This is a genomic window from Sphingobium fluminis, assembly GCF_037723805.1.
GTDB lineage: Bacteria > Pseudomonadota > Alphaproteobacteria > Sphingomonadales > Sphingomonadaceae > Sphingobium.
In genome coordinates this window covers 461,117-474,774 of sequence record NZ_JBBJUK010000003.1, presented here as the reverse complement: position 1 = coordinate 474,774, position 13,658 = coordinate 461,117, and the positions used below count along the sequence as shown (strand labels likewise).

Sequence of the window (13,658 nt, the reverse complement as noted above, 5' to 3'; positions counted from 1 at the left end):
CGGCCGCGATGCCGCGCCCTTTTTATATCTCGACCTGACTGCCCAGCTCGACCACCCGGTTGGTGGGCAGACGGAAGAATTCCATCGCGCTTTCCGCGTTGCGCAGCATCCAGGCGAAAATCTTTTCCCGCCATAGCGGCATGCCTGGCTTCGCCGAGGGCAACAGCGTCTGGCGGGCGAGGAAGAAGCTGGTATCCATCATCTTGAACGCCTGGCCGCAGCCGGTGACATTCTTGAGCGCGGCGGGAACGTCCGGTTCCTGCATGAAGCCATATTGCAGCACGAGACGGAAGAAGCCGCGACCCAGATCCTCCAGCTTGCAGCGGCCGTCATCCTCGACCACGGGCACGTCGCGAATCTTCACCGTCAACAGGATGACCCGTTCGTGCAGCACCTTGTTGTGCTTGAGATTGTGGAGCAGCGCGTGCGGCACGCCGTCGGGCGTCGACGTCATGAAGACGGCGGTGCCTGGCACACGAACCGCGCTGTTGGCGGCGGATGCGACGAATACGGGGATCGGCATCGCCGCTTCGCGCAACCGGTCCTGCATCAGGATGCGCCCGCGCGACCATGTCGTCAGCAAAGTGAAGATGATGAAGCCGATCAGCAGCGGGAACCAGCCGCCCGCCGGCACCTTGGTCAGATTGGCGGCAAGATAGGCACCGTCGACAAGGAACAGCACGGCCAGCAAGGGCGCGGCATAATACCAGCGCCATTTCCACAGCCGATAGAGCACCACGGTCAGCAGCACATTGTCGATGAACATCGCGCCCGTGACGGCGATGCCATAGGCGGCCGTCAGGTTGGACGAGGTGCGGAACACCATGACGAGCAGGATGACCATGACCATCAGGCCCCAGTTGATGAGGGGAATATAGATCTGGCCGGCGGTCGATGCGCTGGTATGTTCGATCCGAAGGCGCGGCATGAAACCGAGCTGGATTGCCTGCTGCGTGACGGAAAAAGCACCTGAGATCACGGCCTGCGACGCGATGATCGCGGCCAGCGTCGCGAGGCCGATCAGCGGCAATTGCGCCCATTGCGGCGCGAGATTGTAGAAGGGGCTGTGCAGTGCGCTGGCGCCTTCGCGGAACAGGAGCGCCCCCTGCCCCATATAGTTCATCATCAGCGCCGGCAGCACGAAGGCGAGCCAGGACACGCGGATCGGATTGCGCCCGAAATGGCCCATATCGGCGTAGAGCGCTTCCGCCCCCGTCACCGCCAGCACGACCGAGCCGAGCGCCAGGAAGGCGGGGAGCGGATCGGTGAGGAAGAACATCGCGGCCCAATAGGGGTTGAAAGCGTAGAGTATGCCCGGCGTCTTCACGATGCTGATCACGCCGAGCGTGGCGATGACGACGAAATACAGCAGCATGATCGGGCCGAACAAGGTCGCCACCCGGTTCGTGCCCAGCCCCTGAATCCAGAATAGCCCGATGAGGATGATCACCGCCGCCGGAAGGATGACTGGCGCGAGGGCGCTGTTGTAGACCGCCAGACCTTCGACCGCAGACAGCACGGAAACGGCCGGCGTAATCATCGAATCGCCGTAGAAAAGCGACGTCGCGAACACGCCCAGCAAGATGATGCCGCGCGACCACCGTTGCGTCTTCGTCTGCCCGTTGATGAGGGCGAGCAAGGCGAGGCTGCCGCCTTCGCCCTTATTGTCCGCGCGCATGATGACGGTGACATATTTGAGCGTCACCACCAGCATCATCGACCAGAACATCAGGCTGATGACGCCCAAAATATGGTCGGGGTCGAGATCGAGATGATGATGCCCGGCGAATGTTTCGCGAAAGGCGTAAAGCGGGCTGGTGCCGATATCGCCAAAGACGATGCCGATGGCCCCAACCACCAGTTTGGCCGTGGCTTTCTGTCCCGCATGGCCATGGCCATGCGCGTCTACCGCCGGCACGCCACCCGCGATCTGTTCAGCCATGGAGGTAACGCCGAATCGTCATCATCAATCGACACCCGTGCGAAGGCGATTACCCGGCTTTTCAGCTGACCCCCGCAGATCGCCGCGCCCTAACATGGCGATTTGACCCGCGCAACGATAGTGGTCCGGCGCATCAGCGGGCCTGCTCCGACCCGGCGGCCTGCATGGCGTCGATACGCGCGATATTGCGTCCCAGTTCCGCCCGCAACTGGCTATCCTGCGGCGCTCGCGCTGCAAGGGACGCCCATATTTTCCGCGCTTGCGCCAGCTGCCCGCTTTGAGCCAGTGCCAGTCCGTAAAAATAGGGTGCCGCTGGTGCGCGGGGATCGATCGCTATGGCCCGCCGGAATGCGAAGTCCGCGCCAGGGGACAGCGCGCCGCCCGTGTGCGCGACCAGTGCATTGCCCATGCCGAGCCACAAATTCGGGTCATCCGGTGACGTGCGAAGCCCGGACAGCAGGACGTTGGCGGCATCCGCCGTATTGCCCTGCCGCGCCAGCCCGTCCGACAAAAGCAGCCATTGTCCCGCCGGGCCATAGCGTTCGCCAAGGCCGCGCCGTTTTTCGGCCAGCGCTTCATCGAAGGGCGCACCGGTATTTCGCGCCGACTGCCGGGGCGAGCCGGGCAGAGCGGAATGTCCCTGCCATGCATAACCCGCTAGCCCGAGCAGAAGTGCCGATGCCGTCACTTCCCATGCGGCGCGCGGCAGGCGGCCGACTGCAAGCATCGCGCCCAGAAGCAGCACTGTCAGGCCCATGGCGATCACCCAGCCGGTCATCTGCGCCTCCTTATGCGTCCACGCAGCAATAGCAGGCCAAGGCCGAGCAACAGCACCGGCGCTGCCCATAGCGGCCATAATATCGGCGCGGCGGTGGGTTCATAGCTGACCCAGTCGCCATAGCGCGCGATCAGCCATTGGCGGATATGGTCGGGCTGTTCCCCCTTCATGATCCGTTCGCGAATTTCCGACCGCATGTCGCCCGCCATGCTCGCGCCGCTATCGGCGATCGACTGGCTCTGGCAGGTGAGGCAGCGGATCGTCTCCATCAGGGTACGCGCCTTGCGCTCAAGGGCGGGATCGTCGATCTGCCGGTCCGCATAAGGCGCAGGGGGCAGCGCGGATTGGGCCAGTGCCTGCCCTGCCGTCAGGACCAGCAGAGATAGGAGGATCAGCCCCCTCATTGCGCGTCTTTCAGCCGAGCGAGGATCATCGGCACGTCGTCGGCGCGAATGTCGCCGATATGCTGGTAGGCGATCCGCCCCCGGCCATCAATCACAAAGGTTTCGGGAACGCCCGACGAACCGAGCGCGATCTGGACGGTGCTGCGCGCGTCCAGCCCGATGCGGGCATAAGGATTGCCGTTGCGTTTGAGGAAGGCGTCGACGTCGGGGCGGGCATCGCGGATCGCGATGCCATCAATCTCCGCACCCGCCCGCCGGAGGGCATCGAGCTGCGGGGCTTCGGCCGCGCATGGCACGCACCAGCTGGCGAAGATATTGAGCAAGCGGGGCTTGCCGGTGGCGAGATCCGCACTGGCCAGCGGCGATCGCTCGCTCGCTGCGGCCGGAAGAGCGAAGGCCGGCAATGGCTGGCCGATCATCTTGGATGTGATGATCCGGTCATCCGGCTGGAGCAGGCCGCTGGCGAAGATGCCGAAAAAGCCAAGGAACAGCGCCAGTGGCAGCCAGATCAGCAGCGTCCTCATGCCGCCATCCTCGCGCGCCATTTCAAGAGCCAGCCGCGCCGTTCCCGACCCACCAATGCCAGCGCGCCGCCCAGCGCGACCAATATCCCGCCCAGCCAGATGAGCGTGACGAACGGTTTCCACCAGATGCGCAGCTGCCAACGGCCCTGATCCGCTTCCTGTCCCAGCACGACATAGAGCTGGCCGTTCCAGCGAGTCAGCAGCGCCGCCTCGGTCGTCGTGGTGGGGGGCGATGCGAAGAAGCGGGACTGGGGGTGCAGCAAAACAGGATCGCCGCCGTCCCGGCTCGCTTCCATATCCGCCTGAAGCGCGGTCCAGTTGTCCCCGGCAAGCGGCATGATCTGAAGGAACCGGAGACGCCATCCAGCCGTGTCGATCACGTCGCCCGGACGCGCGGCGACGAGCTTTTCGGTGGTGAAAGCGGCGTCGCACGCCATGCCGGCGAGGCTCACGGCACAGCCCATATGGGCGATCACCATGCCATAAGTGAAAAGCGGCGTACGGCCCAGATTGCGTTTCCATAGGGGCGCGACGCTTGCGGACGCAACCGCTAGCGCGACGATCAGTCCGGCGAAGGGCAATATGCCCATGCGGCCCCATGCGAGGCTAGCCAAGACGGCAAAGACGATCAACGCCACGAGCGCAGGAACCACCATGCGCCGGGCGACCGCGCGTGCATCGTCGCGGCGCCAGCGGACCAGCGGCCCTGCGGCCATGGCGATCATCAAAGCCAGCGCGATCGGCCCGGCGATCCGGTTGAAATAGGGCGGGCCGACCGACACTTTGTGCCCGAACGCCTCCGTCATCAGCGGGTAGAGCGTGCCGATCAGCACCAGCCCGAGGATGACCGACAGCAAGAAGTTGTTGACGACCAGCATCGTTTCACGGCTGACGAGGTCGAACGGCGCGCCTTCGCGCACCGCGCCCACGCGCCATCCGAACAGAGCGAGCGCGCCGCCGATGTAGATCGCCAGCAACGCCAGAATGAAGGTGCCGCGCGAAGGATCGACGGCGAAGGCATGAACACTGGTGAGGATGCCCGAACGGACCAGAAAAGTGCCGACCATCGACATCGAAAAAGCAACCACCGCCAACATGACCGTCCACGCGCGCAGCCCGTCGCGCGTGGCCAACACGGTCACGCTGTGCAGCAACGCGGTCGCCGCGAGCCATGGCATCAGCGATGCATTCTCGACCGGGTCCCAGAACCACCAGCCGCCCCATCCAAGCTCATAGTAAGCCCAATAGCTGCCGGCGGTGATGCCTAGCGTCAGCATGATCCAGGCCGCCAGCACCCAGGGCCGCATCGCGCGAGCGAAAGCCGCGTCGACCTGCCGCGTCAGAAGCGCCCCGATGGCGAAGGAGAAGGCCACCGACAGGCCGACATAGCCCACATAAAGCGTCGGCGGATGGAAGGCGAGACCGGGGTCCTGGAGCAGCGGATTGAGGCCCTGGCCATCGGCGGGCGGTGGATCGATGCGGGCGAAGGGGTTGGAGGCGAACAGCAGGAAGGCGTAGAAGCCGAGGCTAATCGCCGCCTGCCCGCCCAGCGTCGCCATATGCGTATCGCGGCGCAATGCGCGTTCGAACAGGGCGACGGCTGCGCCGGCCACGCCCATCACCGTGACCCAGAGCAGCATGGACCCTTCATGATTGCCCCAGGTGCCGGCGAATTTGTAAAGCCATGGCTTGGCCGAATGGCTGTTGGTCGCGACCAGCAGCACGGACATGTCCGAACGCAGGAACAGCGTGACCAGCAACGCAAAGGCCAGCGCGGTCATCCCCCCCTGCGCCACCGCGACAGGACGCACCGCGCCCAGCAATTCGCTCTTGCCCCCGGCCAGCCCGATCCACGCCAGCGCCAGTTGCAGCAGGGCGAGCGCGGCAGCAAGCCAGAGCGCGGCGAGACCCGCTTCGGCGATCAAGGCGCGGCCTTCAACTGGTGCGACTTTTCATCATATTGAATGCCTTCCAGTTCGCGCGGCATGTAGCGTTCGTCATGCTTGGCGAGCAGGTTGGTGGCCACGAAGGTGCCCTTGCCGTCGAACGCGCCTTCGGCCACGACCCCGGAGCCTTCGCGGAAGAGGTCGGGCGTGATGCCGCTGAAGGTCGCGGGGACGGTCGCCTTGCCATCAGTCACATCGAAGCGGATCGTGATGCCGTCGGCGGCGCGCTTGAGGCTGTGTTTCACCACCATGCCCCCCAAGCGGATCGCCTTACCCGGCTCGACGCCTTTCGCGCGCACATCGGCCGGCGCGTAAAAATAGGCAGCCTCGTCCTTGAGCGCCGACGCGGCCAGCAGGCCAGCGCCGATCAGCGCGGCGAGGGCGACCAGCGCCAGAATCAGCCGTTGATGCTTGGCTTTCATGAGCGACCCGTCAGGCTCTCGACCTCGGCTTCGGCCAGCCGCATGGCGCGCCAGCTTATCAGGCTGATGCCAGCTACGCCTAACGCCGTCAGCGCGTAGGCGGCGATCACGAACATCCACTGGTCCATGGCGCTCAGCCGCGCGCGAGGCGCTGCAATCGCGCCTCCACCTTGTTGCGCGCAAGGATCGCCCGCATCCGCATCAGCACGAGGCCCGCGAACAACAGGCTGAAGCCCAGCAGCGTGAAAGCGAGGGGCCAGATCAGGGAGCCATCGATGCTCGACCCGCGCAGCGTGATGCTCGGCCCCTGATGCAGGCTGTTCCACCAGACCACCGAACGATTGATGATCGGCAGGTTAACGGCCCCGACCAGCCCGAAGATCGCGGTGACGGAACTGACCCCGCCCTGCCCTTCACGGCTGCTCGCGCCTGACAGCGCGATATAGCCCAGATAGAGGAACAGCAGGACGAGCATCGAGGTCATTCGCCCGTCCCATTCCCACCAGGTGCCCCAGGTCGGCCGGCCCCATATCGATCCGGTGGCGAGGCACAAGGCCGTGAACAGCGCGCCGGGGGCGGCGATCGCGCGCCCTGCTATCGCCGCCAGCGGATGCCGCCATACCAGTTGCATCAGCGCCGCGGCCGCGATGCCCCCCCATCCCGCCATGCCGAGCCAGGCCGCGGGCACATGGATGTAGAGAATGCGCACGGTTTGACCCTGAAGATAATCGGCAGGTGTGACGAACAGGCCACAGCCGGCGCCGGTCAGCAGCAGCAGCAGTCCAGACCAGAACAGCCAGCCGGTGAGTGGCCGGGCGATCTTCAGGAACCGCGCAGGATTGGCGAAACGATGCATCGGGCTGGCTCTTTAACCGTGCCGGGGGAAGAGCGCCAGTAGCCCTTTTTGCCAGCGGCCTGCCTCGCTCCGCCTGAAATTGGACAGAAGGCTGCGCTTTTTTGTTACAGGCAGGCGACAAATGGACATGGAACCACTATATGCCCGCCAGGCACGCGCTGCGAAAGCAGGCAGGATCGGCAATGGACCCGTTCACACCCATGATAACAACGCACCCGTTCGACGACGACAAGCTGCGCGAGGAATGCGGCGTTTTCGGCATTTCCGGCACCGACAGCGCCTCAGCCGTGGTCGCGCTGGGCCTTCATGCGCTCCAGCATCGCGGGCAGGAGGCCGCAGGAATCACCAGCTGGGACAGCCATGATTTCCATACCCACCGGGCGATGGGGCATGTGGCGGGGAATTTTGACCGGGACGAGGTGATTCGCGGCCTGCCCGGCGGCAGCGCCTGCGGCCATGTTCGCTATTCCACCACCGGCGAGACCTCGCTCCGCAACGTCCAGCCGCTCTATGCCGAGCTGAATTCGGGCGGGTTCGCGATCGCGCATAACGGCAATATCTCCAACGCGATGAAGGTGCGGCGCGAGCTGATCCGTCGCGGGTCGATCTTTCAGTCGACGTCCGACACCGAAGTCATCATCCATCTGGTGGCGACGTCCACCTATCGCACCCTGCTCGACAAGTTTATCGACGCGCTCAAGCAGGTCGAAGGCGCCTATTCGCTGATCGTGATGACGCCCGAAGGCATGATTGCCTGCCGCGATCCGCTGGGCATTCGACCGCTGGTGATGGGCAAGCTGGGCGACGCGACGATATTCGCGTCGGAAACCGTAGCACTCGATGTGGTGGGAGCCGATTATGTCCGTTCCATCGATCCGGGCGAGCTGGTGATCGTCACTCATGACGGGCAGGTGCGCAGCCATCGCCCGTTCGGCGACGTCCACCCCCGCCCCTGCATTTTCGAACATGTCTATTTCAGCCGCCCCGATTCGATCGTCGACGGGTCGAGCGTCTACTCCGTCCGCAAGGCGATCGGCGCGCAGCTCGCGATCGAAAATCCGGTCGAGGCGGACTATGTCATTCCCGTGCCCGACAGCGGCGTTCCTGCCGCCATCGGCTATGCGCAGCAATCGGGCATTCCGTTCGAACTGGGCATTATCCGGTCGCACTATATCGGGCGCACCTTCATTCAGCCGGGCGACAAGGTCCGCCATCTGGGCGTGAAATTGAAACATAACGCCAATCGCGCCCTGATCGAGGGCAAGCGCATCATCCTGGTCGACGATTCGATCGTGCGCGGCACCACCAGCCTCAAGATCGTGCAGATGATGCGCGAGGCGGGCGCGGCCGAAATCCATATGCGCATCGCCAGCCCGCCGACCAAGCATAGCTGCTTCTATGGCGTCGATACGCCCGAACGGGCCAAGCTGCTCGCGCACCGGCTCGATGTGGGCGGCATGCAGGATTTTATCCATGCCGACAGCCTGTCCTTCATTTCGATCGACGGGCTGTACAAGGCACTCGGCGAAGCGAAGCGGGCCGACATCCGGCCGCAATATTGCGACGCCTGTTTCACCGGCGACTACCCGACAAGCCTGACCGATCAGGATGAGGCGGTGGTGCAGAACCAGTTCGAGCTGCTCGCCGAACGGGTCGTCTGAACACAATCAGCTTTACGAGCGCGACTGAAATGGGCCGCTTGGTCGTGCGATAATTAGCGGCTGGCGGCCTGCCGCATATCAGACCAACGGAATCCCTTCATGACCGACACCCTCCCCCTTTCCGGCAAGCTTGCCCTTGTGACCGGTGCGAGCCGGGGCATCGGCGCGGCGACGGCGCAGGCGCTGGCCGCCGCCGGCGCGCATGTGATCCTGACCGCGCGCACGGGCGCGGCGCTGGAAGAGGTGGAACAGCGCATTCACGAAGCCGGCGGCCACGCGACGATCGCGCCGCTGGACCTGATCGACGGCGAAAGCATCGGCCGGCTGGCGCAGGCGATCGGCGGACGCTGGCAGGCGCTCGACATATTGGTGCTGAACGCGGCGACACTCGGCAGCCTGGCGTCGGTGCCGGCAATCGACGCCAAGGAATTCGCACGGTTGCTGACTTTGAACGTCGCCGCGCCGCAGGCGATGATCGCCGCATTCGACCCGATGCTGCGGGCGAGCAAGGATGCGCGCGTGGTCGCCATCACGTCATCGGTCGGCGCAGCGCCGCGTGCCTATTGGGGCGCTTATGGCGCGTCCAAAGCGGCGCTTGAGGTGCTGGTCAAGGCGTATGGCGAGGAGGTTAAGAATATCTCCGCCATCCGCACCCATATCATTGATCCGGGCGCGACCCGCACCGCGATGCGCGCGCGCGCCTATCCGGGCGAAGACCCTGCGAGTGTGAAGGCTCCCGAGGTCGTCGCCAAGGCGATCACCGCTCTGGTGACCGGCGACGCGCCCACAGGACACCGCATCCGCGTCGAAGCCTGACCACTCAGCTAGGCTTGACCAGCGTCACCTGCGCGACATCGATCGTACCACCGCGAAATCCGCCTTCGCAATACATCAGATAATAGCGCCATAAGTCCACGAAATGCTGGTCGAAACTGGCGGGCAATTGTCCCTTCTCGATGGCCTGGTCGAACCGGTCGCGCCAGCGCCGCAGGGTTTCGGCATAATGCGGCCCAAAGCGCTGGACATCGCGCCATTCCAGCCCCTGTTTCGCCGCCAGCGCGCGGAACCGGCTTTCCGAGATCAACATGCCGCCGGGAAAGATATAGGTCTGGATGAAATCCGCGCCGCGCGCATAGCCTTCGAAAATCGAATCGTCGATGAGGATATACTGGATCGCCGCCCGGCCACCCGGTTTCAGCAAGCGATGGATGGCGGCGAGGTAATCGGGCCAGTAACGCTGCCCCACCGCCTCGACCATCTCCACGCTGGCGATGGCGTCATATCGGCCCGTCGCATCGCGATAGTCAGTCAGCGAAATGGTTGCGCCCGACCCCAGACGGTCGCCCGCATAGTCGGCTTGTTCGGCCGAGATCGTGAGGCCGGTATAGCGCAGCAAGCAGCGTTCCATGGCCTGTTCGGCAAGGCCGCCCCACCCGCAGCCGATTTCAAGCAGATCCGCGCCGTCCTTCAGCGCAAGCCGGTCGAGCACCGCATCGACTTTGCGCCGCTGCGCCTGTTCCAGATTTTCCAGCCGGTCCTCAGGATCGCGAAACAAGGCACTGGAATAGTGCATGTTTTGGTCGAGCCAGAGCGCGTAGAAATCATTCCCCAGATCGTAATGATAGGCGATGTTGCGCCTCGACCCGCGCCGGTCGTTGCGGCGCAGCGCATGGACGATGCGACCGATCCAGCGCATAGGCCCGCGCGGCCGGGCGGCATCGCCAAGCGCCTTGGCATTGGCCATGAACAGGGCGAACAACGGCACCGGATCGGGACTGGCCCATTCCCCCGCAGCCCATGCGCGATACCAGCCCGCCGATCCGCTCATGGCGAGCCTGATCAGAGCCCGCCAATGCACGAGATGCACTTCGCATGCTGGCCCAGACGCGCGGCCCCCCAGCATCCGGCGGGCGCCATCGGGCAGGATCGCGTCCAGACTGCCGGTCGTCAGCCCAGCGTCGATGCGGTCGAGCAGGCGATGGAAGCCGGGACCGACGAGGCGCGCGAGCATAGTGGACGGCGCGCTTCTTGGCGGTCGCCGGACGGAAAGCCCCCGCTTGCCGCGACGCTTGGGATCGATTGCATTCATGACGTCATATCTGCCCTACGCCGCGTGGTTCATCAATCAGGCCTCATGCTTCGATAGGCCGCGAGCGCGCGCTCGCGTGCTTCCCTGTGTCCGATCAGCTTGGCGGGATAATCGGCCGGGCGAGCGCCGAAGCTGTCCGGGTCATGGATATGGGCGGGGCTGACATCCTGCAACTGCGGCACCCAGCGCCGGATATAATCCACCGCGTCGAACTTTTCCGACTGCACGAGCGGGGCCATGATGCGCGTGAACATATTGGCGTCGACGCCGCTGCCGGCGACCCACTGCCAGTTTACGCTGTTACTGGCATAATCCGCGTCGACCAGCGTGTCCCAGAACCAGTGCGCACCGTGGCGCCAGTCGATCAGCAGATGCTTTATGAGGAAACTCGCGGCGATCATGCGAACACGATTGTGCATCCAGCCGGTCGCCCAAAGTTGCCGCATCCCGGCATCGACGATGGGATAGCCGGTCCGGCCTTCCTTCCATGCCGTAAAGTCGCCGCCGGCCCCGCGCAGGTCACGCCAGGGCATGGCATCGAACGCGTCGCGCGCATTTTTCGAACCATAGGTGGACAAGGAAACTATCTGCGTGTGGGCATAATCGCGCCACGCCAGTTCCTTCAGATAGATCGTCGCATCCTGACGCGAAGCGCTGATCCGATGCCAGACATGAGCGGGCGACACCTCGCCGAAATGCAGATGGGGCGAAAGCCGGGACGTCCCCTCGACCGACGGCAGGTTTCGCGCATCGGGATAGTCCCCCACCTCCTCGACAAAATCGGCGACGCGGGCGAGCGCATGATCTTCGCCGGGAGCCCAGTCTTCGGCAAATCCCTTCGCCCAGTTCGGCGCATCGGGCAGCAAATTCCAGTCGTTGAGCGTGTCGCTGTCCGGCCATCGGTTCGGCGCGGGTATGTCGTCCGGCGCGGGCATGGGCGCAAGCGGCGGCATTTGCTCGTTCAGCGCGCGCCAGAAGGGTGTGTAGATGCGGTACAGTCCACCGCCTCCGGTCCGCACTGCGCCCGGCGGCAGCAGCAAGCCGCCATCGTGCAGGCAAAGCTCCATTTGACCGGCAACCGCCTTTTCCGCATTGCGCCACCATGGCTCGTAATGATGCAGCGCATGCACTTTGCGCGCGCCCGTTCGGGCGACGATGTCTGCAAGGACATCCGCGCACGGGCCGCGCCGCAGGACCAGGCGGGAGCCTTTGGCGCGCAAGCTTTTGTCGAGACTAGCGAGGCTGTGATGCAGCCACCAGCGCGATGCCCCGCCCATCGCCCACTGACGCGGCGTTAAATCATCCAATATATAGACGGGAATGACCGGACCCTGATCGGCTGCGGCGGCGAGCGCGGCCTGATCGGCCAGACGGAGGTCCTGGCGGAACCAGACGATGACGGGGGCGGACATTCCTGCTCCATGCCTGTTTTTGTCGGTCGTTCCAACCCGCAGATAGGCGCCGAAAACTTTACCGGAACGACCCGGAAGCTAATTCAACACATAGACGCAGGCGTCCGGGCCGATTATTCTTCAAGCGCGTTGTGCCGCGTGGACGCATTCAAATCAGGGACTGACATGGCTTCGATACCGCAAAATGACGACCTGCCATACCGGCCCTGTGTCGGGATCATGCTCGTCAATATGGATGGCCAGGTTTTCGTGGGCCAGCGGCTCGATAATCAGGTCGAGGCATGGCAGATGCCGCAGGGCGGTATCGACGATGGCGAAGATGCCCGAACAGCGGCCTTGCGCGAACTGGGCGAGGAAACGGGCATCGAACCTCACAATGTCGAGATCATCGCCAAGGCGCGCGAAGAGCATTTCTACGACCTGCCTCCGGAGCTAGTGGGGAAATTATGGGGCGGGAAATATCGGGGCCAGCGGCAATATTGGTATCTGGCGCGCTTTTTGGGCACCGATGCGGATATTAATATCCACACGAAGCATCCTGAATTTCGCGCATGGCGATGGACGTCGCCGGAAACGCTGCCGGAGCTGATCGTGCCGTTCAAACGCAAGCTGTACCGCGATATTCTACAGGAATTCCGCGCCCTGATCTGAAAATGCGACGAGCGGAGGTTAAAATCTCCGGGCACGCCGCTATGAATGCTGCAATGCGCCATTTCATAGTCTTCCTCCCCTTGCTGTTCGCTGTTCAAGCCCAGGCGGATGACTCGCCTTTGCTCCCTCCCTCGGTTCGCGAAATGATGGAAGCAGCGATCGCGAACGGCAGCGAGGTCGAGATCGCGACGGTCGCCAAGATCGCCAAGCAGACGAATCCGGCGTCGGCGGACGAAATCCAGCGCATGGTGAACAGCTGGAAAAACCGGACGAAGCAAACGCATGAGGCGGTCATCCGCGAGGCGAGTTTCGCCGATCTTTGGACCGGGCGGATCGAGGCAGGCGGGTTTCGATCGACCGGATCGACCAGCGAAATCGGCATCAGCGCGAGCGCCAACGTCAAGCGCGCCGGCATACAGTGGTCCCACAAGCTCACAGCCGCCGTCGACTATCGCCGCGCCAACGGCATCACGTCGCGCGAGCGCTATTTCGCGAGCTATGAACCCAAGTTCGAATATGATTCGCGCGGCTTTGCCTATGGCCTCGTACAGTTCGAGCGGGATACGACAATCGGCTATGACCAGCGTTACACCGCGTCGGCCGGCGTGGGCTACAAGCTGATCGTCAGCAAGCCGGTCGATCTGATGATGGATGTCGGCCCTTCGATCCGTCACGCCGACTACACGATCGGGGTGAACGAAACGAAGCTCGGCGCGCGCGCGTCGCTCGACCTGGTGTGGCGCATGTCGCCGACACTGGCTTTCAAGCAAACAGGATCGACCTATGCCGAAAGCGACGTGTTCACGCTCAATTCGCTGTCCAGCCTGGAAACGAAGGTCGGCCGGCGATGGTCGGCGGCATTGTCCTACAATGTGCAATATGAATCCGAAACGCTGTTGACGGACAAGGCCTTCAATACGTTGAGCCGGCTGACCCTGACCTACGACTTTTAGGCGCGTCGCCGTTCGGGGTG

The 13,658-nt window shown here is 63.9% G+C and carries 14 protein-coding genes; 4 read left to right on the top strand and 10 right to left on the bottom strand.

What is annotated here, in order from left to right:
• Positions 1-22: 22 nt before the first annotated feature.
• The 8 genes from WG907_RS11635 to ccmC form a co-directional block, all read right to left on the bottom strand.
• Positions 23-1,942, bottom strand: a complete 1,920-nt coding sequence (locus WG907_RS11635; RefSeq protein WP_340232931.1) for a potassium transporter Kup — start codon at positions 1,940-1,942, stop codon at positions 23-25.
• Between the two features lie 133 nt (positions 1,943-2,075).
• Positions 2,076-2,720, bottom strand: a complete 645-nt coding sequence (locus tag WG907_RS11630; protein ID WP_340232930.1) for a tetratricopeptide repeat protein — start codon at positions 2,718-2,720, stop codon at positions 2,076-2,078.
• Complete coding sequence (locus WG907_RS11625; RefSeq protein ID WP_340232929.1) at positions 2,717-3,124, bottom strand: cytochrome c-type biogenesis protein; 408 nt, start codon at positions 3,122-3,124, stop codon at positions 2,717-2,719. Before WG907_RS11625 ends, WG907_RS11630 begins: the two co-directional genes overlap by 4 nt.
• Complete coding sequence (locus tag WG907_RS11620) at positions 3,121-3,648, bottom strand: redoxin family protein (RefSeq protein ID WP_340232928.1); 528 nt, start codon at positions 3,646-3,648, stop codon at positions 3,121-3,123. The genes WG907_RS11625 and WG907_RS11620 overlap by 4 nt, the downstream gene beginning before the upstream one ends.
• A complete protein-coding gene (locus WG907_RS11615; RefSeq protein ID WP_340232927.1) occupies positions 3,645-5,573 on the bottom strand; it encodes a heme lyase CcmF/NrfE family subunit in 1,929 nt (642 codons plus the stop codon). Before WG907_RS11615 ends, WG907_RS11620 begins: the two co-directional genes overlap by 4 nt.
• The gene (ccmE, locus tag WG907_RS11610) at positions 5,570-6,016 is read right to left on the bottom strand and encodes a cytochrome c maturation protein CcmE (protein WP_340232926.1); all 447 of its coding nucleotides are present in this window, start codon (positions 6,014-6,016) and stop codon (positions 5,570-5,572) included. The genes WG907_RS11615 and ccmE overlap by 4 nt, the downstream gene beginning before the upstream one ends.
• Positions 6,013-6,144, bottom strand: a complete 132-nt coding sequence (locus WG907_RS11605) for a hypothetical protein (protein ID WP_340232925.1) — start codon at positions 6,142-6,144, stop codon at positions 6,013-6,015. Before WG907_RS11605 ends, ccmE begins: the two co-directional genes overlap by 4 nt.
• A gap of 5 nt (positions 6,145-6,149) precedes the next feature.
• Entirely contained in the window at positions 6,150-6,872 is a 723-nt protein-coding gene (gene ccmC / locus WG907_RS11600; RefSeq protein ID WP_340232924.1) for a heme ABC transporter permease CcmC, read from the bottom strand.
• Positions 6,873-7,054: 182 nt separating this feature from the next.
• On the opposite strand from ccmC, the gene purF reads away from it, so the two are divergent.
• A complete protein-coding gene (purF, locus tag WG907_RS11595; RefSeq protein ID WP_340233064.1) occupies positions 7,055-8,533 on the top strand; it encodes an amidophosphoribosyltransferase in 1,479 nt (492 codons plus the stop codon).
• A gap of 99 nt (positions 8,534-8,632) precedes the next feature.
• Entirely contained in the window at positions 8,633-9,349 is a 717-nt protein-coding gene (locus WG907_RS11590) for an SDR family NAD(P)-dependent oxidoreductase (protein ID WP_340232923.1), read from the top strand.
• Positions 9,350-9,353: 4 nt separating this feature from the next.
• Here WG907_RS11590 and WG907_RS11585 read toward each other — a convergent pair whose 3' ends face one another.
• Complete coding sequence (locus WG907_RS11585; protein WP_340232922.1) at positions 9,354-10,622, bottom strand: class I SAM-dependent methyltransferase; 1,269 nt, start codon at positions 10,620-10,622, stop codon at positions 9,354-9,356.
• 32 nt (positions 10,623-10,654) lie between these two features.
• Positions 10,655-12,034 (bottom strand): cryptochrome/photolyase family protein, encoded by a 1,380-nt coding sequence (locus tag WG907_RS11580; RefSeq protein WP_340232921.1) that lies wholly within the window; start codon positions 12,032-12,034, stop codon positions 10,655-10,657.
• 165 nt (positions 12,035-12,199) lie between these two features.
• On the opposite strand from WG907_RS11580, the gene WG907_RS11575 reads away from it, so the two are divergent.
• Both WG907_RS11575 and WG907_RS11570 read left to right on the top strand, forming a co-directional pair.
• Entirely contained in the window at positions 12,200-12,685 is a 486-nt protein-coding gene (locus WG907_RS11575; protein ID WP_340232920.1) for an RNA pyrophosphohydrolase, read from the top strand.
• 53 nt (positions 12,686-12,738) lie between these two features.
• The gene (locus WG907_RS11570) at positions 12,739-13,638 is read left to right on the top strand and encodes a DUF481 domain-containing protein (protein WP_340232919.1); all 900 of its coding nucleotides are present in this window, start codon (positions 12,739-12,741) and stop codon (positions 13,636-13,638) included.
• The last annotated feature ends 20 nt before the right edge of the window (positions 13,639-13,658 follow it).

Excerpts from the sequence above, each read along its gene's own strand:
- WG907_RS11635 (WP_340232931.1), bottom strand. The coding sequence starts at position 1,942 with ATGGCTGAACAGATCGCGGGTGGCGTGCCGGCGGTAGACGCGCATGGC.
- WG907_RS11630 (WP_340232930.1), bottom strand. The coding sequence starts at position 2,720 with ATGACCGGCTGGGTGATCGCCATGGGCCTGACAGTGCTGCTTCTGGGC.
- WG907_RS11625 (WP_340232929.1), bottom strand. The coding sequence starts at position 3,124 with ATGAGGGGGCTGATCCTCCTATCTCTGCTGGTCCTGACGGCAGGGCAG.
- WG907_RS11620 (WP_340232928.1), bottom strand. The coding sequence starts at position 3,648 with ATGAGGACGCTGCTGATCTGGCTGCCACTGGCGCTGTTCCTTGGCTTT.
- ccmE (WP_340232926.1), bottom strand. The coding sequence starts at position 6,016 with ATGAAAGCCAAGCATCAACGGCTGATTCTGGCGCTGGTCGCCCTCGCC.
- WG907_RS11605 (WP_340232925.1), bottom strand. The coding sequence starts at position 6,144 with ATGGACCAGTGGATGTTCGTGATCGCCGCCTACGCGCTGACGGCGTTA.
- ccmC (WP_340232924.1), bottom strand. The coding sequence starts at position 6,872 with ATGCATCGTTTCGCCAATCCTGCGCGGTTCCTGAAGATCGCCCGGCCA.
- purF (WP_340233064.1), top strand. The coding sequence starts at position 7,055 with ATGGACCCGTTCACACCCATGATAACAACGCACCCGTTCGACGACGAC.
- WG907_RS11590 (WP_340232923.1), top strand. The coding sequence starts at position 8,633 with ATGACCGACACCCTCCCCCTTTCCGGCAAGCTTGCCCTTGTGACCGGT.
- WG907_RS11585 (WP_340232922.1), bottom strand. The coding sequence starts at position 10,622 with ATGAATGCAATCGATCCCAAGCGTCGCGGCAAGCGGGGGCTTTCCGTC.
- WG907_RS11580 (WP_340232921.1), bottom strand. The coding sequence starts at position 12,034 with ATGTCCGCCCCCGTCATCGTCTGGTTCCGCCAGGACCTCCGTCTGGCC.
- WG907_RS11575 (WP_340232920.1), top strand. The coding sequence starts at position 12,200 with ATGGCTTCGATACCGCAAAATGACGACCTGCCATACCGGCCCTGTGTC.
- WG907_RS11570 (WP_340232919.1), top strand. The coding sequence starts at position 12,739 with ATGCGCCATTTCATAGTCTTCCTCCCCTTGCTGTTCGCTGTTCAAGCC.